General features: G+C 53.7%; 17 protein-coding genes. 12 read left to right on the top strand and 5 right to left on the bottom strand.

The window, feature by feature from the left end:
• The first annotated feature begins 1 nt into the window (after position 1).
• Positions 2-1,225, top strand: a complete 1,224-nt coding sequence (locus tag HB630_RS19295; protein WP_213773866.1) for a glycosyltransferase — start codon at positions 2-4, stop codon at positions 1,223-1,225.
• A gap of 51 nt (positions 1,226-1,276) precedes the next feature.
• Here HB630_RS19295 and HB630_RS19290 read toward each other — a convergent pair whose 3' ends face one another.
• Entirely contained in the window at positions 1,277-2,164 is an 888-nt protein-coding gene (locus tag HB630_RS19290) for a hypothetical protein (RefSeq protein WP_213773865.1), read from the bottom strand.
• A gap of 273 nt (positions 2,165-2,437) precedes the next feature.
• Here HB630_RS19290 and HB630_RS19285 point away from each other — a divergent pair, with 273 nt between their 5' ends.
• The 3 genes from HB630_RS19285 (at position 2,438) to HB630_RS19275 (ending at position 6,474) form a co-directional block, all read left to right on the top strand.
• Positions 2,438-3,895, top strand: coding sequence for a hypothetical protein (locus HB630_RS19285; protein ID WP_213773864.1), 1,458 nt, complete (start codon positions 2,438-2,440; stop codon positions 3,893-3,895).
• A gap of 69 nt (positions 3,896-3,964) precedes the next feature.
• A complete protein-coding gene (locus tag HB630_RS19280; RefSeq protein WP_276571610.1) occupies positions 3,965-5,356 on the top strand; it encodes an oligosaccharide flippase family protein in 1,392 nt (463 codons plus the stop codon).
• A 32-nt stretch (positions 5,357-5,388) separates the two neighbouring features.
• Complete coding sequence (locus tag HB630_RS19275; protein WP_213773862.1) at positions 5,389-6,474, top strand: hypothetical protein; 1,086 nt, start codon at positions 5,389-5,391, stop codon at positions 6,472-6,474.
• A 316-nt stretch (positions 6,475-6,790) separates the two neighbouring features.
• Here the strand turns inward: HB630_RS19275 and HB630_RS19270 are convergent, their stop codons facing one another.
• A complete protein-coding gene (locus tag HB630_RS19270) occupies positions 6,791-8,734 on the bottom strand; it encodes an acyltransferase family protein (RefSeq protein WP_213773861.1) in 1,944 nt (647 codons plus the stop codon).
• Positions 8,735-9,369: 635 nt separating this feature from the next.
• On the opposite strand from HB630_RS19270, the gene HB630_RS19265 reads away from it, so the two are divergent.
• Positions 9,370-10,032, top strand: a complete 663-nt coding sequence (locus HB630_RS19265; protein WP_213773860.1) for a glycosyltransferase family 25 protein — start codon at positions 9,370-9,372, stop codon at positions 10,030-10,032.
• A gap of 305 nt (positions 10,033-10,337) precedes the next feature.
• Positions 10,338-11,090 (top strand): FkbM family methyltransferase, encoded by a 753-nt coding sequence (locus HB630_RS19260; RefSeq protein WP_213773859.1) that lies wholly within the window; start codon positions 10,338-10,340, stop codon positions 11,088-11,090.
• Here the strand turns inward: HB630_RS19260 and HB630_RS19255 are convergent.
• The gene (locus tag HB630_RS19255; RefSeq protein ID WP_213773858.1) at positions 11,087-13,708 is read right to left on the bottom strand and encodes a hypothetical protein; all 2,622 of its coding nucleotides are present in this window, start codon (positions 13,706-13,708) and stop codon (positions 11,087-11,089) included. The genes HB630_RS19260 and HB630_RS19255 overlap by 4 nt on opposite strands.
• A 665-nt stretch (positions 13,709-14,373) precedes the next feature.
• Between HB630_RS19255 and HB630_RS19250 the strand changes: the two genes are divergently transcribed.
• The 6 genes from HB630_RS19250 (at position 14,374) to HB630_RS19225 (ending at position 18,001) form a co-directional block, all read left to right on the top strand.
• Positions 14,374-15,567: a glycosyltransferase family 2 protein gene (locus HB630_RS19250; protein ID WP_213773857.1), complete on the top strand. Its 1,194-nt coding sequence runs from the start codon at positions 14,374-14,376 to the stop codon at positions 15,565-15,567.
• A gap of 162 nt (positions 15,568-15,729) precedes the next feature.
• Complete coding sequence (locus tag HB630_RS19245) at positions 15,730-15,891, top strand: hypothetical protein (RefSeq protein WP_213773856.1); 162 nt, start codon at positions 15,730-15,732, stop codon at positions 15,889-15,891.
• A 100-nt stretch (positions 15,892-15,991) separates the two neighbouring features.
• Positions 15,992-16,222 (top strand): hypothetical protein, encoded by a 231-nt coding sequence (locus tag HB630_RS19240; RefSeq protein ID WP_213773855.1) that lies wholly within the window; start codon positions 15,992-15,994, stop codon positions 16,220-16,222.
• Positions 16,223-16,439: 217 nt separating this feature from the next.
• Positions 16,440-16,862: a VanZ family protein gene (locus HB630_RS19235; RefSeq protein ID WP_213773854.1), complete on the top strand. Its 423-nt coding sequence runs from the start codon at positions 16,440-16,442 to the stop codon at positions 16,860-16,862.
• A gap of 118 nt (positions 16,863-16,980) precedes the next feature.
• Positions 16,981-17,169, top strand: a complete 189-nt coding sequence (locus HB630_RS19230) for a hypothetical protein (RefSeq protein WP_213773853.1) — start codon at positions 16,981-16,983, stop codon at positions 17,167-17,169.
• Between the two features lie 193 nt (positions 17,170-17,362).
• Entirely contained in the window at positions 17,363-18,001 is a 639-nt protein-coding gene (locus tag HB630_RS19225; protein WP_213773852.1) for a DUF642 domain-containing protein, read from the top strand.
• Between the two features lie 240 nt (positions 18,002-18,241).
• On the opposite strand, the gene rfbB is transcribed toward HB630_RS19225, so the two are convergent.
• Entirely contained in the window at positions 18,242-19,309 is a 1,068-nt protein-coding gene (gene rfbB / locus HB630_RS19220; RefSeq protein ID WP_213773851.1) for a dTDP-glucose 4,6-dehydratase, read from the bottom strand.
• A 26-nt stretch (positions 19,310-19,335) separates the two neighbouring features.
• The gene (rfbA, locus tag HB630_RS19215) at positions 19,336-20,211 is read right to left on the bottom strand and encodes a glucose-1-phosphate thymidylyltransferase RfbA (protein ID WP_213773850.1); all 876 of its coding nucleotides are present in this window, start codon (positions 20,209-20,211) and stop codon (positions 19,336-19,338) included.
• Positions 20,212-20,309: the final 98 nt, after the last annotated feature.

Below are 20,309 nucleotides of genomic sequence, written 5' to 3'. Positions count from 1 at the left end.
GATGCCTATTGCTTACCTGATCAATCAATATCCGAAGGTCAGCCACAGTTTCATCCGCCGTGAAATCCAGGCGCTGGAACGTCTTGGCATCGACGTGATGCGGATTTCGATCCGCGGCTGGAACGAGCCGCTGGTGGATGTCGATGATCTGGAAGAACGAACCCGCACGCGTTACGTGCTGCGCGACGGCGCGCTTGCTATGGTTTTAGCGACGCTAAAACTCTGTTTGACGCATCCCATCCGCTTTCTCAGGGCGCTTGCGCTTGAAATCAGGATGGCGCGTCGTTCCGACCGCCCTTTGCCCGTTCACCTGATTTATCTCGCGGAAGCCTGCCGCATATTCCTGTGGCTGAAACGCGCAGGCGTGACGCATCTGCACGCCCATTTCGGCACCAATTCCGCTGAAGTGGCGATGCTGATTCATGTACTGGGAGGACCGCCCTGGAGCTTTACCGTTCATGGGCCGGAAGAGTTCGACAAGCCCTTCGCCATTGGGCTGGCGGAAAAGATCCGGCGCGCGACTTTCGTGGTGGCGATCAGCTCTTATGGCCGAAGCCAGCTCTATAGGCTGGTGGATCATCGCTACTGGCCCAGGATCCACGTGGTACGCTGTGGTCTGGATCGCAAGTTTTTCGATGATGTGCCTGATCGGCCGCTCTCGGCACGGCGGCTGGTCTGCGTCGGGCGGATTTGCGAGCAAAAAGGTCAGTTGCTGTTACTTGAGGCCGCGCGAATCCTTGCCGCCAAGGGCGTCGATTTCGAACTGGTGCTCGCCGGCGATGGCGAAATGCGCCGTGAAGCGGAAGCGTTTATCGAGCAGCACAAGCTCACCTCCAGGGTCCGCATCACCGGCTGGATTAGCAACGATCAGGTCCGCGAGGAACTGTTGGCGGCGCGAGTATTAGTGCTGCCCAGTTTTGCCGAAGGCTTGCCGGTCGTGATCATGGAAGCGATGGCGCTGCGCAGGCCGGTGATCAGTACATTTGTCGCGGGTATTCCGGAGCTTGTTATACCCGGTGAGCACGGATGGTTAGTTCCGGCGGGGGACGTTCAATCTCTTGTCGACACCATTCAGAATTGTATCATCGCGTCAGACAATGAATTATCCATGTTAGGGCAAGCTGCTCACCATCGAGTTAAATACTACCACGATTCCGATGACGAAGCCTTAAAATTGCAGAGATTATTCACGAGACTATCATATCCGGCCAACATCAAGCTCTGAACTCCCGCGCAAAATTAAAAGCTGCGATACAACAACAACGACCGAAGCCGACTACCGCGAGAAATAGCGTTGCTCTGACAACCACGCTTTAAAAATGTCAACCCTGGCTTTTATCGGCCATTTCATCTCTCGAAGATAGAAGTCCTTCAGCGCGACCTCGGTTAGGCCGCGGGCAGGCACCCCAAACTTATTAAACAATCGCCTTAATTGCTTGACATAGAGAAACGCGGCCTCATTTGCGGCGAAGTGCATCATAACAGGTTCCTGCTTCTGACCAGTGTCCATAAGTTCAAATGCACATTTCCCGTTCGTGGCGTCGATATCGATTTTTCCTCTTGCACTCAAAGGCCGCGACCAAAAATCAAAATGCGGCATCGGTCGGAGATCGAGTAAAGTCATTGTAATATTCATGACATCTTCATCCGCAAACTTGATGTTCCCGGCGTAATTCCTGTAGTCTGCAGCAATCGTTCTAGCGAGATCGAAAATTGCCACACATTCGGGCTTGCGAAAGTAAGCATGTCCGGCACCGTCTATTTGGACGAGGGCTTTCCGGCCGATTTTCCTAAGGACTGCCTCCGTATCGAGTCCGAATGGGCTGATTCCATCCGTCGTGTATTTCCCGCAGGCGGAGTAGGATTGCGTACGCCAATCGTTTAATAATCCTTTCAAAGGTCGAAAGATGAAAACGTCCGAATCGAAGAAAAACGTTTCGTCAAAGGGCGAATACCGATCCAAATGAATTTTATGGACAAAGCCTTTAAGCTCCGGATCTTCGTCCACGCATAGGTCGAAATAAGGCGCAACGTAAGGGCGCACCTTCGGCGAGCATGCCACCGCGAGGGGGACGTCAGAATTTGAAACCCGAAGCGAAAGAGCCAAGCCGATCGCCTTCAGATAGTCATCCATAGTTGCAAGGGTTAAGACTCCGAAGCTCATTTTACCCTCTTTACTCTATAAATCTCGCGTAGGTCTGTTTGCCTATCGACTAGTAATATGAACCCGCTCCCACTAACAATATGCGGAGTTTGCAGATTTTTCGATAACGAGCCACTTAATCTCGATCGAAGGTAAAATGAGCCATACCTTGGCAAATCGGTCTTTGCGCTAGAAGGATGTAAATTGGTCTTTCCAACGGCCAAGAATTATTGAATATCTCGATTAGACGCGGGCGCTGCTGTTCAAAATAGCCGTCAACACTTAGAGTTAGACTTGCCGATGGAAGGAAATTGGTTCGCTGTAGCCGCGCTTTTTTCCTGGCCTGTCGTTGTTTTTGTCCTGTTGACGAGAACCGAGGTTAGCCAAGCTCTGTTATGGGCCGTACTGGGCGGACAGCTTTTGCTCCCCGCCGGCTCAGCATTAAAGCTGTCGATGATCCCACAACTGGATAAGGCCTCGCTCCCCAGTTTGGCGGTGCTGCTGGCTTGTATCCTGAGCGGCCGACTCAAGTCGGCCAATCCTTGGCGACCAGGATTGGTCGATGTTCTGTTGTTCGTGTTTGTGCTGAGCCCTCTGATTACGGCGATGCTGAATGGTGACGTAATTCCGTTGCCCAATGGAGTATTGCCATCCGTAGGGCTTTATGACGGCCTATCGTCCGTCATCAGCCAATGCGTCGTCGTGATTCCATTTGTTCTGGGACGAAGCATTTTGACGACGGAGCGAAGCACCGAGCAGATCTTTCGCTGCTTCGCTGTTGCCGGCTTGCTTTACTCGCTCCCGATGCTGTTCGAAATTCGTATGAGCCCACAACTTCAGGCCTGGATTTATGGCTTCATGCCGGGCGAGTTTTATCAAGAAGCGCGTGATGGCACCTTCCGTCCGACCGTGTTCATGGGCCATGGTTTGATTGCTGCATTCTTTGCAATGACATGCGCGGTTGCAAGTTGTGTGCTTTGGCGTGTTCGCGCGACGGTAAAAGGCGTCGAAGCGGGTCCCCTTACAGTCTACCTGACGAGTATGCTTGTTCTTACGAAGAGCTTCGGTGCGATCCTCTATGCATTATTTCTCATACCTTTAATACGCCTGTGCTCAACCAGGGTTCAATTCCGCGTTGCCACAGTTTTGGCGGCTGTCGTGCTGATTTATCCCGCTGCACGAACGCTGGATATCATTCCAACGCAGCTGATAGACGAGACGATCAGATCAGTTAATCCTGAGAGGGCCGACTCGCTTCAAACGAGATTTGACAATGAACATCGATTGGTCGACCGCGCAATGGAAAGACCCCTCTTTGGATGGGGGCGATATGGGCGCAGCCGATTGCATAGCGAGACGAGTGGTCGGGACGACAGCATTACTGACGGCCGTTGGGTCATAACGATAGGACAGTACGGCATTGTTGGCTTTATCGCAGAGTTCGGGTTGCTGGCCATTACGGTATTTCGGGCCGGTTCCTCTGCACGATACGCCGCTTCCCAACAGGAGGCGGCGCTGCTGGCAGGCTTGTCACTTATCGTTGCCGTAAATCTTGTCGAGCTGATACCTAACTCTGCTCTTCTGCCTTGGACATGGTTGCTTGCGGGGGCTCTGGTCGGCCGCGCCGAATCCCTCCGTGTAAGCGCTCGCCAAAGGAGGCGCACGACCTCAATGCAGCCAATGTTCACACCGCTGGGAGATCGGTCGTCGAATCCCTCCAAGGTGGCCTTTGACCGGCCATCACCTCGTTAGGAAAAGATAAAGAAGACCGTTCTTCAGAATGTGCATTAGTCGAAGTTGTAGCAAAGATGGGTATTCAGATTGTCGGGGCCAACATCTCTGAGAGCACGGGCATTTCGCGCAGGCCGGTGGATTCTTGTTGCGCATGGTCTTTCTCAGGTAGTTCGACTGGCGAACAGCCTCATCATGACGCGTCTTCTTGCGCCGGATGCGTTCGGCGTTATGGCGATCGCTTCGGCGATACAAATCATGGTTACCCTTCTTTCTGACATTGGCCTTCACCAAGCCATTGTTCAGAGTTCGCGAGGTGCCGAGCGTGACTTCCTTCGGACAGCGTGGACGGTCCAGATCCTGCGCGGCGCGCTCATCTGGTTGGTTTGCTCTCTGCTTGCGATTGGCTTGGCTGTCGCGAATTCTGTGGGCTGGATTACTTCCCACTCGGTGTATGCCGATACGCGTCTCCCGGGTGTCGTGGTCGCGACTTCGCTGACTGCCGTAATCCTTGGGTTTCAATCGATGAAATCGATTGCTCACAATCGGCGCCTCGAGATGAAGCACCTCACAATTATGGAGATCATTGGCTCGATGGTAGGTCTTTGCGTCGCTGCGGGGGTAGGTTTCATTACAGGCTCGGTCTGGTCATTCGTCAGCGGCGTTATTGCTTCCGCGCTGGCAACCACGATCATTAGTCATATCTGGTTGAGCGGAGATTCCGATCGCTTTGGTTGGGAGCCGGCGGCCCTTGCCGAACTGCGCCGCTTTGGAAAATGGGCGTTCCTATCGTCAGCCTCGATGGCATTCAGCATGAACGGCGACCGGTTCCTTCTTGGCCTGTGGCTCTCGCCCGCCGCGCTGGGAAATTATTCACTTGCCGCAAACCTGGCGACGCTTACCGAAGGAATCGGCAACCGACTTTTTACAAGTCTGTTTTTTCCCGCGTTGAGCGAGGCCGCCCGCTCCGGGCATCGGCGGTTCATATCGGTTTATTTTCGCATGAGATGGTTGACGGATGCGGGCTTCGTTTGGATGGCGGGCTTGCTGTTCAGTGCCGGCCCATCCATTGTGTCGATCATGTATGACCCTCGATATGCGCCAGCGGGCGCAATGCTCCAATATCTCTCATTCGGGCTGCTGTTCAACCGCTATAACCTGACGGGAAATGCCTATCTTGCCATCGGCAAGCCGAACTACGTCGCCGCAATGAACTACCTCCAGCTCGCCTCGCTCTTCATACTCGTCCCCGTGCTTTTCTACACATATGGAGTTACCGGGGCGGTTATTGGTATCGCCTTTCACAGATGTCCGGTTATTCTTTTGATCCTTGTATTCAACAGGAAACACAGTCTGAACAACATCAAGCTCGAGTTTGCTGCATTTGGATTCTGGCTGGTCGGTTACGTATCGGGCCTTGCGGCACCGTATGCCTTGAACATTTGGCATCAATACCGACCCGTACTTCATTTTGGCGCGTAGTCGCGATCTGGTTTATGAAAAATGGCGGCTCCATGACTGCAAGTACTCCGAAGAGAGTTTTGTTTCTGGCGATAGCTTCTTCCGATGCAGTCCCGCCAGATCCCGATTTCATCAATATGCTGCGGGAAAAAGGAAACTACGTCGAAACCAGAAGGATCAAAGAGGCCCGATCGTACTTGCAGGTGCTTCGTGCCTTCCTGCTGTGCAAGGACATCCGAGATTTCGACCTCGTTATCGCTCAGGAATATTTTTCCGCGTTTGGGATGGCTCTCCGCGCTTCGGTTTCTTCGGCCGCGACCAAATTGGCGGTCATCGGATTTAACGTTTCTCGACGCTATCTCGTCACCCGAAGTCGCTCGGCAAACCGGCTCATAAATCGGATTTTCTCCCGGCTTTCCATCATCGTGGTGCATTCGCGCGCCGAACGTCGGTTGTTTTGTCAGGTTCATGATCTGGATCCCAATCGAGTTGCGCTGGCACTTTGGGGATATGATCTTCCACGCACGTTTCGCGAAGGTCGCGCCATTTCACTCGGGCGGTTCGATCAGCGCTATGTCTGCATGGTCGGACGAAATAACCGGGATTTTGCCGCGCTGACCGAAGCTATACGCGGGACGTCCATCCCGGCGATTTATGTGGCATCGCGGGTGACCGACCCTTGGCTGGAAAGCTCGGATCAGATCGAAATTCTATACGACATTCCTTTCGACGACTGTCTGGCCATTATAGCCAACGCGGCTCTGAGCATCATTCTTTTGAAGGACCAGAAACGGGGCGCGGGCCACATTACCGCCGTGAGCGCCATGATGCTCGGGAAGGCTCAGGTGTTCTCGGATGCAGATGTGCTGAACGATTACCTAATCGCTGGCGATCATGGACTCGCAGTTCCTTTGAACGACCCCACCGCTACAAGACAAGCGATCGTAAAACTTTATAATAATAATCAATTGGCCGAATATTATGGCCAGGAGGCCAAGCGCTATGCCCTCAAATATTTGACGAACGCAGCCGCGCAAAAGCGCACGTTTGCCTTGATGAATGCTGCCCTCGAAGAAAGGCCAATCGATCTGATTGATCCAGAGTGGCAATTACAAGTGCATTCGCATCTCTTGAATTAAAAGGGGGGGCATGCGGAATGCCTGTGCCTAGATGTGAAGCTGCGATGAATCGCAGGCTTCAACAGTTAGGCTCGTTTTATTACTCCGGTGGCTAGACGGTTAGTCACGTCTTCTCGTTAGATGCAGGTATGCAACAGGTTGGCGCCGGCTGCCATGGGTTCGTTCGGAATTTTGGCTAACAGCTTCACTGTTCAAACACGAGAGAAGTTCTACACGGGTCGGAGTATTGACAGCTTAATAGCTGCCAAATGGAATTTCTTCACCAATCCACTCTTCAGTGATTAGATTTTCTATTTCCTTCTAGACCCAACGCCCATCACGAGGGCGACGCCCCTCTTTCCATGCGAACAAGCAGATCAGCCCAAAACTCAGCCGACGAAGCCGTCGGGTGATTTGTATCGAAATAGAGTGGTTTTCCATCCAGCGAAGCCATACAGATGCCTGAACCGCAAAGCGCCCGTGAAGAGGACAGTCGTCCCGAAACCTGGGTGCGAAGTGAATTCAGCACGTCGAAGAAGAACGAGAAGTCCGACAGGTACTCGTCACGGCTAAACTCAAGCTCCCGATTCAAATGCATCATCGCTGCTCTAGCCATGAAAATTGGGACATCTTCACGCGCGCCTGGTAGGGGTTCCCAAATATAGACATCTTTACCGAGCGCCTTCAAATCAGCGACGGTTTTCGGAAATGCTTCCTTGAATAGGACTGATGCGCTTGCTTGGGTAGGCACGATGTCCTTTGATGTGGCGATGCCATCCTTTCCCTGGCGCCATATCGACACCAGCAGAACCTTGCTGATTGCCGGGCTCTTCGCAAGTACGTTGAATATCTGCTCGTTGAAGTTAAAGCACCGATCCTGGTCATGATAAAGATGGACGCCCCGCAGCGGCGGACAAGAATGTTGAAACATGAAGACTGCTGACTGCTTGGTTCTTTTCAACCAGATATCGAATGCCTGATATCCCGCCCAGGCGTGTGAGTCGCCGTAGATGAGCCACCGCGGAGCTGTGTTTGATCCGATCATGCACAGGTCAGTAATCGAGTTGAGCGACTGATGGCTGAATTCGCATTGGGTCAGCGGCGGCGTCTTGTCATCGGTATAAGCAGCCAGGTCAATTACCGGCCCGGGAAAACGCTGAGGTAGTCCGCCGGTTGCTAATATGACCGCACAAAAAAGGATAGAGCAGATCAGGCCCAGGCCGTAGGCGCTCGCCAGTTGCCTTGAAGCAGCAAATGCCTTTCGATTCCTGATTGGATTCTCCACCAAATGATAAATGACAACTGCCAAGCCGATCGAGCTAAGAAATAGCACCACTCGCCAGGGCAGGTTATCCTCAGTCCCGAGCATCGATCGAGCGAAGACCACCACAGGCCAATGAACAAGGTATAGACTATAAGAAATCTTTCCCAGGTACCGGATGCTGCTGGCATTGAAAGCCCTGAGGATGTGAAGAGAGCATTTATCGCCAGCAAAGAGGGTAAATGCTGCACCCAAAACCGGGATGGCTGCGTAATATCCTGGCAGCGGAAGATCACGGTTCAGGAATATGGCGCTTGCTCCGATCAAGGCGAGGCCCGTGAGAAAAATCAATGAAGCCTCGGCTTGCGACACGTAAATGCTCGCAATACGAGATGTTAGCGCTCCAACCAAAAACTCCCACGCCCGGGTTGGAAGAAGATAGAACGTCGCTTCCGGCTTTTTGTCGACGAAATAGATGTTGATTAGAAAGGAGACGATCAGCACTAGGCCAAGGGCCAACCAAAAGCGTCGCTTTGCTATCCGATGAACCGCGATCAAGAATATCGGATATAGCAGGTAGTACTGTTCTTCGACGGCCAGCGACCAAGTGTGCAGGAAAAACGCCGAATTAGCACTTAGGCCGAAATAATTTATTGTCCTCCAGTAGTAGAAGTTTGACAGATAGGTTTGTGCCGCCATCGCCTCCTTGCCCAAATCCGTCAATTGTCGGGGTAACAACCAAACCATCCCCATGCAGAGTGTCAGGGCCATGACAGTAAATAACGCTGGGGCTAAGCGCCGGATACGATTGGCATAGAACTGACGGAGATCGAACGTTCCGTCATCCAATTGGCGCTTGACGATGGACGTGATCAAAAAGCCAGAGATTACGAAGAAGATGTCGACCCCAAGAAATCCAGCTCCTTGGGCGCCGAATAGCTCAAAGTGAAATACCAGGACCATCATCACCGCAACGGCCCGCAGTGAATCTATGTCCTTGCGATATTCTCCAGCTTTCAAGCCGGTCTCCTGTACTCTAAAGCTAATTGGCGATATGCCTTACACGGCCAAGCTTATTGCCGCTGATACACTTAGCCAGCACGGCGGCCTCAAGCCGGATTAATCGTGATTCAGACTGAAGTCCGCGCAGTCATAGTGAGGCTCCGTCCCCTGCGCAACGTAACGCCCTGCGAACCTTCCGGAGCACCATTTACGTTATATCGAGAAAGGCGTCAGGAAAAGCGCCTAGCCGAAAAAGGCTGGGTGGGCTAATGTCATGGCGATGACTGGTATCCTCGCAATGATCCTGTTTCCAATTGGCATATACCTATCCGTCAGGATGCTTACTTCGTCCAAAGAGATCAAGTTTCGAAAGGGGCGCAAAAAATAAGCGCGAGTGGCCCCTCGGCTTTTGCTCCAATGTGAACGCTCGATAATGGTGGGTTAATGAGGCTTGGCTTGGGCGCGCGAGGGCTCCGTATCGGACGCTTCTTGGCTGCTCTTGGCGGTGCATTCGCATCGCAGCGGAGACCTGAGGCATGCAAACAGCAACGCGTTAGCTCGGAGTAGGGTGTGGTTGATGTCCTGCTGGCTGTGCCTGGCGGAGTTAAGCGTTTGCACGGCGGCAAGGCTGGTGTGAAACGATGGATAGATTTTTGAAGTATGTCATTAATCTGCCGGAACGTCTGGACCGCCGGAAAGAGATGGAAGCGCAGCTCCATCGTATTGGTTGGCGAGCTGAGTTTCTCGCGGCGACGAAGCCTACTACTGCTGACGGGTTCCCCTCCGTTGGGGCGCGTGGTTGTTTCCTCAGTCACCTCGAAGCATTGAAGCGTGGAGCGGGGCTCAACGAGCACATCGTTCTAATGGAGGATGATCTTGATTTCGTCCCGGATTTCGAAAAACTTTGGCAGCAGGCCTATGAAGCGACCCTTACGAGGGAATGGGCAATATTCTATCCAGGGCACACGCTCGGGGACAAAGCCAGCGGGCTGTCGATGATCGACCCAAGCGAGGGCATCGTTTGTACGCACTTTGTAATGATTCATCGCGATGCCGCACAGACGATCATTCAGGGGCTCGAAACAATGCTATCGCGACCGCCCGGCCACCCGCTTGGAGGTCCAATGCACGTCGACGGGGCTTACTCGACTATCCGAGCGCAGAATCCACAATTAAAGACGTACGTGTTCTCGCCGTCACTAGGCCATCAGAGATCGTCGAGATCCGATATCGCGAACCTGAGATTTTATGATCGGATCGAAATGCTCCGACCGATCGTTATCCGCCTGCGCCGCGTCAAGAGTGCATTGAAATAATCGCGCTATATTATTAGAATATACGCTGTGTCGAGATTCATTTGCCGGCTGGGTAGTGATCGACGAATTTGAAGACCTGTTTTCCAGTTTCGATCAATCGAAGGTCGCCCTTCTAAAGAGGCGCGGCAAGATTAGAAATCGTTACTTCGAGCCATTATCTTGACTCGGAGGATCTCGAGGAAAGAGGGGATTGCTTCTTGTCGTTGATCGCCCCCCTAGTGATCTTCGGATGCTTCAGAGTATAGTCCCAGTACGTTTGTCAGGAGTAAGGCGAGTGGGATAATGGTTGAGTGCGGAGCTCCAGAATGTTCAGTCGAGATGCGATCAAGACTACCCTTCAACAGGCCGGACTATTCCCAGTTGCAAGATCGATATACCGAAAATTCAACCCCAATATAAAGAAGCTGCGCCAGCGCGAGCTTCTATTCTACGGAGACATGATCTCCCAAAAAGCATTATGTTTCGATATCGGCGCCAACTTGGGCCAACGCAGCCAAGTGTTCCTTGAGCTTGGTAGCCGCGTCGTACTTGTGGAGCCTAACGAAAGCTGTCTCGACACCCTTCGCTATGAGTTTTCTGGAAACGGCAAAATCGAAATCGTCGCAAAAGCCGTTGGCTCTGAAGAGGGAGAGATCAATTTCTACGCGCACGGTACAGACTCGACCGGGAGCGTGAACCCGGACTGGGACAAGAAAGTATTCGGATCTGATCGGCAGCAAACTGCCAGAACTGTCCCGGTGACGACGATTAATTCATTAATCGGCAGCTATGGAAGGCCGTATTTTATAAAAATAGATGTCGAGGGATTCGAACTCGAAGTGCTTCGCGGTATGTCACAAGCCGTTCCACTTCTATCCTTCGAATACCATTACGATGACATCAGTAACGTCGCTAGATGCCTCTCTTATCTTGAGTCGCTATCTCCGATCTCCATTCGAGCTTCAAACATGGATTGCGAGTGGCTCACATCTAAAACCGCCGATCTCGATTCCTGTCTCGCGCAGATTGAAACCGCAAACGCGAAGGGAGATTTGTTCGTCTGGAGCGAAAATTGCTAGCTGTTATTGTACGCGTCAAACGCAACCATCTCCGGCGTCGGTTGACTCGTCTCGTAGTAAGGTTTCGTCACGCCAAAGACGTTCGGGCCGTAGGCACCGAACATATTGTGAAAATTCCACAGGGCTGACGTAATCCAATAATTGCTGGCGAATTTTCCGCCGTTCGATTTGAAGGTGGCTAGGACACTGGCGTATTGATTGCCCCAATTCGGGCTCGCCTTGTATCCCTGCCACATTGCTGTGATGTCTGCTTGGCTCAGGGCCACAGGCCCGGTCCCCGGATCGTAGCTTGTCGGCTGCTGATCCCCGAATGGATAGACGCCCCACCCCCCCTCGTACTGATGGAACTCAAGACCGTATTTAGATGCAGTGTTCGCCCAGAAAGGACAGAAGCTTTTCTGCCAATCATAAAGCGATACGCCAGTGCCAGCCGCAGTAGCGTTCAACCAACTATCAGCAGCGGCAAATGCATCGGTGGTGTTGCCAATCTTGAATTGGTAAACGGCCTTCGCCGTCGGATATAAGTTTCGGTTCGGCTCAATGTAAGGCGCAACGGCGAGAGCATCCGCCCGCTGATAGGGGTACGCTCCTGACCCTAGTCCAGCGTTGGGCGCCTGAAAAAGTAGAGCCGTCTGAGAAGTACTGGTCGCGTTCCCGTTGGTTGCCAGCACTCGATAGATGCGGTTCATCGCGCCAGAATAAACTGTATCGATCTGAGCCGTTGCATTGTAGTGCCGCCATCCTTGCCACTGAAAGTAAGCGTCAGTGTTGAGGGCGCCCGCGCTGCCGACGATGCCAAGTTGCAGGCCGGCCATCGTCTGCGCAAAATTTCTGCCTGAGAATTGCGAATTCCAGATTTCATTTCCCAATTCAATTCGGGCCCGAAGATTGGAATTCAAATTGTTGAAGAGGTAGGTCGCCGCCTGAAGGAAGAAATCATCCGTCGCGTTGATCGGAATGCATATCCAGGGCGGCACATTGCATTCATTGCAAAGCTGGGTGATGACCTCTATCGGAACGCCAAGAAGCTGGCCATTTTCGTTGGCTGGGCTGATAGTTAGTAGTAACGCATCCATGGCGGCGTTGTAGACCAAGCTATAGGGCGAACCCATGCCAGGGAAATCGGTGCCTTGGGTAAAGCGATTGACCGATTCGATGTATATATTTTGGCAATCTACGCCGACTACACGCTTCAATGGCAGACCTGAAGTCGCAACTCGAATTGCAGCCATTACGATGCCGCCGCTTATATACGTTCCCCAGTTAGTCGAATCGATACCATTGAGTGTAAAGTTGTTGGCGTCGATCGTGGTCACGGTGAAATCAGGCGCGCACTGGATGAGAGCGCCGGTTGGATTCGTCCAATTCACCGCATTGGCGATGGAGACCTTTCCTCCCGAACTGTTAAGCCCGCCGTCACTCGGAAACATGACGTGCTGGCCCGTCGTGAATCCATGACCGGGAGCGGTGACCTTGCAGGGATTTGCATTCGTCATCCCCGTGACCTTCGCCGTGGTTGGTATGGTTGGGAATACGGCCTGAACGAGCATCCCATCGGTCCAGGCCGACGGATTCCCTGCAATCGTGTTAGGCGCCGTATAGTCGTTCGTCCCAGCGGCCTGCGTACAGATGCCGCAATAAGCGGTTAAGACGCTGCCGAGCCATGAATAGTTCGTCTTTTGGGGACGGTTGATCCACTGTGCTGTAATTGAGCCGTTGGTGGATTGCCAATCCATGAAGCGCAGGCAGCCGTACTTTTGATAAAAGGCGATGAAGTGCGGGGCGGTGATCTGTCCAGCATTCAACAACGCTGCTTGGTCCGCTCGATAGAACCGGATCCTGGTCGGGGCGACCGCAACCGCGGTGACCTGGATGAATGCGCCGAACGCCTCGCCAAGCTCGTAGGCATGCAATGTAACGGTCGTGCTGGCCGTGCTGAATGGGTTCGAGAAGCTGTTGACCGCGTAAGTGCCATCTCCGCCGTTGGTGCCGCCGATCTGGCCGCCTAGAACAGCGTCAGCAGGGATTCCGACGCCGCTGATACGTTGCCCCGTCCACACCGTGCCCGGCCTCGAACCCGTAACGGTGATGACGGTATTATTACCGGATGGAGCGCATGAGCCCGAGAAGGTGACGTTCGATGAATTGACCGGCGTGATATTAAATCTGACGCTGTTCGAATTGCTCCTGACAACGGTAGCCTTGATCCCCGGATATCCTGAGCCGCCCCCGATGTTCGCCGAGATGGTGGCGCTCCCATCCCAATCGAGAATCCAGTTGCCGGACTTCGGATCGCTGGCTGTCAGATATCCCTTCGTCTGCGAACGCCAGGTTGTGCCGCCGGCCGGGAAGCCCGTTGGAAAGCCATCCGAATTGAGATGGGAGAAAATATCTGTTTTGACGCCCGAACCAAAAAGCTGCCACGACGTCATCATCTTTCCGCAGTCGATGAACGGAAAGTCCAATCCGTAAGACTCAGGATTGAGGTTGTTTAGGTTGACCTGGGCCTTGCCCATTGGCGAGACGGTAGATGCCGGTAGCACCCCGGCATTTGTCCGCGACGCGGCTAGAATTACAACTGCAGAGGCCCCCTGCAGAAATTGACGACGGGTGTTCATTTTCCAACTTCCGGAAGCAGGCATTGATGCGAGGGATCGGGACGATCTTCCTTCCTGGCGCTTGCGCAGTCTCTGAAGTCCAGTTCCGGGTTTCCTCCCGCGGGCCTTCTCCGCTTTGAATGGCGAGCAAGCTGAAGGTTAACCAAGCGAGGATACCGCAACTGGCGACCCATTCTTTGAACGGCGTACTGCCGGCGAATCTCAATCCTCGCAACCTTGCCCTTTTTGAGCCACCACCTGGGCCGAACAGGCGGTTTGCGAAGCCCTATTTGTCCCCGATTGTGGTTTCGTGATCGGCCGCCTTATTCCCTTCACCAAACACCCAAAACTGTTCCCGTTTAATAGCAGTGGCAAATAAAAAGGCCAGCTTTGTGGAAAGCTGCTCAATGTCTTGGACGTTATTGCACTTTAGTCTGTATGACATGGAGCCGACATAAATATATTATTTGCGATTTGCGCCCATTAATTTCCGGATACCTGCCAAGGTGGCAAATCGTTGCCGACTTTGGCTGCCTTGTAATCTCTTTGTGTTTGAAATATGAAATGGCTTTAGGGCAGGCGGAATATCGATGAAGCCTACGGAAAATCAGTTGCTTCCCTTTGGGCAGGATTGACCGGGCGAGGGGTGTTTTCGCGGCTGCCTCGAACGGTTGTTTGGTTGGTTGATGTTTATTTTTATATTGGCCGTCATTGCTGGGTTGCTCAGCATCCCTGTTGCCGTGCTGTTCATCGAGGTGATTGGGGGGCTGAGGCCGGTCGAACAAAAGGCCGGTGAGCTTCTGTGCGCAGAGGCTCCGGGGCGCATCGTTGTCGTGGTGCCCGCCCACAACGAGAGCAGTGGGATCGTGCCGACCCTTCAGGACGCCTTGTCGCAATTGGGCGCTCGGGACCGTCTTATTGTGGTCGCGGATAATTGCACGGATGATACGGGTGCCATTGCAGCCGCCGCCGGGGCCGAGGTCATCGTGCGGGACGATCTCCAAAAGATCGGCAAGGGCTACGCCATAGCCTGGGCCGTCACTCATTTAAACGATGATCCGCCCGACTTTGTTTTGTTCGTTGATGCGGATTGCCGGATTCAATCCGGGCTGGTGAAGAAGTTAAGGGATGTCTGCCAGCAGGTGGATCAACCCGTTCAGGCATTTTACGCGATGACGGGTACGGAAAATTCTCCGGTGAACCACAGCATCGCGGAATTCGCCTGGATCTTGAAAAATCTGGTTCGGCCCCTTGGGCTTCGATCCTTCAATTGTCCCGTCCAGTTGATGGGATCGGGCATGATGTTTCCATGGGGCGTTATCAAGGCCGCGCCGCTGGCGAGTGGCAGTCTCGTGGAAGATCTGCGGCTGGGGCTGGATCTAGCCGCAGCCGGCAAGCCGCCCTACTTTTTTCCGTTCGTCGCGGTGACAAGCCACTTCCCCACGACGGTGAGCGGCACCGAGAGCCAGCGCCAGCGCTGGGTGCAGGGCCATCTCGGGATGATATTGCGATCCGTCCCCCGTTTGCTGCTTCTGGCACTCGTCCGGCGAAATCCGGCTCTTCTGGTGCTCGTGCTTGATCTACTGGTCCCCCCGTTGTCGTTGCTGGGGCTTCTGACCATGGGGATGTTTGCCGTGACTTCATTCGCGGTGTTGCTGGGCATGCCCATGCTACCCATGGTCCTTGCATCGCTGAATCTGGCGGCCTTTACGCTGGCCGTTCTGCTGGCCTGGCTGAAATTCGGTCGCACCATTTTACCGGCCCGCATTGGCAGGTCGCTGGGCGCCTCGATCCTCCAAAAATTTGGGATCTATGGGCTGCTGTTGCGGGGCAGGACCGCGGCCCAGTGGGTGCGGACGGATCGGGCAAAACTGAAATAGTCTTCCATCGGGCGATTTCGCGCCCGCGGGAAAGTCATGTAGCCGTTATCTAACCTCGGTAGACGAAATCCGACCGGCGCTTTGTCGAAGTTTGCGTTGGCATTATCATCCACAGCTGGCACACTGTTTGCTTAAACGGTCAGGCGTGGGCAGGGGCGTTTAATGAAGGTCAATTACCGAGCGGCGGCTCTCCGTCAAAAACCGAAGAAACAAAAGAAAACCCGTAAGAAATTTGCGGCGGCCAGTATCGCGCAGCAATATGTGGAGTTACAGCGTCTCCGGGCGCAATTGTCCGAAGCCGAAACTTGGCGGAATGCCCGCTGAGCATTAAAGAGTCCGGGCGTCAGATATCTTCTGACAGCCAGGGTCGGTTCGCTTCCAGACCTCATCAGTTATCCGCAGGGATGCGAGTCCAGAGCATCACATGAGCGAGTTGTTCCGGCGGATCACCCTCGCAGAGTTCTCGCGGCAGCATCTTCGCTTGTTGCGCGAAGCCGAATATTTGGCGACAGCCACTCCACCACAAATGGCAGAAAATGCGCTTGCCGCTCAAGTCGCATTGGGAATGTCGAAAAATAACCAGACGGCCCATCTGTCCGGCCGCGGTTCAAACGACACATGCGAGCTTGCGGCGGATACTGACAACATCAAATAGACCTTGTAATTCCGCCCTTCCATGTTGCTTGTGGCGCTATTTGGCCGGAAATGCGATGCCCAAAGCCAATATCATGCCGATGGGAGCAAGGCCGATGAGCGCCTTCGGCGGCTCCGGGCGTTCGTTACCGGCGTCAAGAACTGGCGTCATAGAGAGGCTGTTTCGGGCGGTCCTTTATTGAATTGAATTCCATCCGATGTTTCCATAATACGGCGCCATGCAGCAGAAATTTATTTCCGTCGCCGCCTGGGCCTGCCTGTTGTTTATCGTTTATGCGACATTTTCGTCTGCTGGCGAACGGCCGGAGCTGACGGTCGGAGAACCTTGGCCGGTCGTTCTTTTCGAACGATTTGGCGCGTATGCGATGTTGGGACTGCTATTTTGTCTGGCCCATCCTCGCCGTTTACCGATGGTTTGTTTGCTGGTCCTAGGGAGTGCCTTGCTGCTTGAATTACTCCAGACGTTAATTCCGGATCGTCATGCGCGAATTTCCGATGCGATGGAGAAGTTCGCAGGCGGGGTTGCGGGGATTTTCCTTGCTGTAGTGCTCATGAGGCTCCTTGAGCAATGGAGAAGGTCTTCGGTTTCGGAGTCTATCATTGCAGATGCTGCTCGATCCGGGCGTGGTGAGCGGGGATAGGCCATCGGCTCTGGAGTCGCGCCCCTGTGGCGGGGCATACGCAGCGGGAGGCGGGCCCCGCGGAGATTACTCGGACAGGGCGAGGTGCCCGAGCCCGCTGTTCACGAACTTAAAGCCCTTGGCTCTGATGGGATCGGAATCGCGGCTCCGCTATTTTGACGCGTTTTCTTCACGCGAACTGGAAGCAGCTTCGCTCGAAAATGCTATCGGCGCGGAAATGGATCTTGATCTGGCTGGATATAAAAGCGCGTTTTCATTTACCGGGGGTGAAGTTCAGTCTGGCAATAATGGAACCGATCGACATTGACAGTAATGTAGATTTAACTTAAACTCCATTCGTGTTAGTGTATTTAACTGATGTTTATTCGTCATATTTATGCATGGTCTCGCTCGCTTCTCCTGATTTGAAATAGGAGATGCTGCCCCGGACAAGGTTGTGGGTGTGATATTTGGGGAACAAGCGCGATAACAGATTTTCTTTTGAACGCAGGGTGATTGAAATGAAGAAATTTCTAGCTGCGAGCCTAGTTGCGGTAGGGATTTTAGCTTCCGCAAGTCCTTCGCAGGCGGAGATGGTTTTTTCGGATAATTTCAACACTACGACAACGCAGGCGCTCAATCAGACGGTATTCACCAACTGGACGGTGACGTCGGGCTCGGTCGATGTGATCGGCGATGGAGGAAGCTATGCGTTGCTGCCGGCCGGCAATGGCAATTACGTCGATCTCGATGGATCGACAGGTGTCCCCGGCCAGCTCACGACGAAGATGACATTTGCTCCGGGCACCTACATTGTACAATTCGATTTGGCTGGAAGCCAAGGTGGTAACGGTAATCTTGATTCGACGTCAAAAACGACGCAAATTTCATTTTCTATTGGCGGCGTGACGCAGTCAATTACTTTGGGCCCATTGGAAGGATTAGAGACCTATGACTATTCCTTTACGACCACAGCGCCGGGACAGTTGAGTTTTACCGATCTTGCCGGCGGCAATAATAACATCGGAAATCTTCTGGATAATGTGGTCGTTACTGCCGTTCCCGAAGCCAGGACTTGGGTAATGATGGTTCTCGGGTTTCTGGCGATTGGTTTCGCAGCCTATCGGAATAAGTCTGCGGTCAACCTTCGCGTGGCATAAGCGCGGAAGGATTGTTTGAGATACTTTCACAGCAGGCCCAGCTGTGTGACCATGGGCGGTGTGAAAAGCTAGCGCCCCTTTACATAAGGGACCTTACGTTTAGCTTGCCTGTGAATTAACCGATGTGAAGGTTCCAAGGGCGCACCGCAGTGTATTGTTGCGCCAGCACTCCATGGCAGCTGGGGCTCATTCCGTCGCGGTGTTGGTTCGATCTTAAGCAGGTATATCGCTACAGGTGAGCTATCGGTTGAGTCCCACCCGGGCGGCTGCATAGCCGCCGTTGAGGATTTCTCTCCACCAAGGCTGGTGGTCCAGATACCAGCGAACCGTTTTCTCGATGCCACTTTCGAAATGTTCCTGGGCTTGCCAGCCTAATTCGCGCTCCACTTTGGAAGCATCGATCGCGTAGCGGCGGTCATGACCTGGACGGTCGGCGACGAACGAAATCAGATTTCGCCGTGGACCAGCGGGGCTCGGGGAAAATTCGTCCAGGAGATCGCAAATCCCTTCAACGACATGAAGGTTCGTCCGCTCGTTACGGCCCCCAACGTTGTAGGTCTCTCCCACCAAGCCGTTTTCGAGCACCAGTGTCAGCGCCTTGGCATGATCCTCGACATAGAGCCAGTCGCGGATGTTTTGACCATCGCCATAAACCGGCAGTGGCTCGTCAGCGAGGCCCTTGATGATCACGTGCGGAATTAGTTTTTCCGGAAATTGATACGGGCCGTAATTGTTGGAGCAATTCGTGACCAATGTCGGAAGCCCGTAAGTTTCCCGCCAGGCGCGAACCAGGTGATCCGAGGAGGCCTTGCTCGCGGAATAAGGCGAGTTTGGCGCATATGCCGTTGTCTCGGTAAAGAAGCCTTCATCACCGAGCGAGCCGAAAACCTCGTCGGTCGAGATATGCAGGAAACGAAATTGAGCACGCTTCTCCGCCGAAAGTCCTGTCCAATGGCGGAGCGATTCCTGGAGCAGCATGAACGTGCCGACGATGTTGGTTTGAATGAATTCGCCGGGGCCATCGATCGATCGATCGACATGACTCTCGGCGGCCAGATTCATCACGGCGTCGGGCTGGTATTTGTCGAATAGCTTGCGCAGTGCAGATCCTTCGCGGATGCAAGTCTGTTCGAAGGCATAATGTGGGTTGCCGACGGCATCGGGCAGGGAGTTCAGATTGGCGGCGTAGGTCAGCTTGTCGATATTGACCACGCGCGCATGCGTGTCGCGCAGCAGATGCCGTACCACGGCGGAGCCGATGAAGCCCGCTCCTCCGGTCACAAAAATCGTGGAGCCCTTAAAGCGCATCGATTGCCTGCCTTCGCGCAGCGTGCCTAACTTTTAAAAGAACGGGAAACGGACAATAGATATTCGCCATAACTGCTCTTGGCTGTCTTTCGAGCCACCCTATCAAAGGCTTCGAGCGAAATGTAGCCTTGGCGCAGTGCGATCTCTTCCGGGCAGGAGATGCGCAGGCCCTGGCGCTGCTCCAGAATCTGGACGAAGTGGCTGGCCTCGACCAGCGAGGAATGCGTTCCGGTGTCGAGCCAGGCGAAGCCGCGGCCAAGAACCTCGACGAACAGGTCGCCGCGTTCCAAATAGGCTTTGTTGATGTCGGTGATCTCGATCTCACCTCGAGCGGATGGCTTGAGGTTGGCTGCGATCTCGACCACGTCATTGTCGTAGAAGTAAAGACCGGTCACGGCGACGTTGGACTTCGGTTGCGCCGGCTTTTCCTCGATGGAAACGGCGTGGCCGTGCTGATCGAATTCAACGACGCCATATTGCTCCGGCGCGCTGACGGCATAGCCGAATACGGTGGCGCCGCTCTTGCGCGAGGCGGCTTTCACCAGCATCTCGGGCAATCCGTGGCCATAGAAGATGTTGTCTCCCAGGATCAACGTCACGGAGCCGCTTCCGACGAACTCCCGGCCGACGATAAATGCATCGGCGAGCCCCCGCGGGCTCTCCTGGGTCGCGTAAGAAAAGCTCAGGCCGATTTCAGAGCCGTCGCCGAGCAGCCGTTCAAATAACGGGCGATCCTGTGGCGTGGAAATAATAAGAATATCCCGGATCCCGCCCAACATCAGCGTCGACAGCGGATAATAAATCATCGGCTTGTCGAAAACCGGCAGAAGCTGTTTGGAAACGACCGTCGTCACGGGGTAAAGACGTGATCCCGTTCCGCCCGCAAGTATAATGCCCTTCATGAGATCTATCCTTGAACCAACCACTTACCTTTTAATTTGCCGAATTTCAATAAATGCTGACATTTACCTTACCCAGAACAAGAGTTAGAAGCATCAGG

The sequence above is a fragment of the Bradyrhizobium sp. dw_78 genome (genome assembly GCF_018449525.1).
In the GTDB taxonomy this organism is placed as follows: domain Bacteria; phylum Pseudomonadota; class Alphaproteobacteria; order Rhizobiales; family Xanthobacteraceae; genus Bradyrhizobium.
Note: the sequence above shows the minus strand (reverse complement) of the source record. Positions and strands in the feature narration are given on the sequence as shown.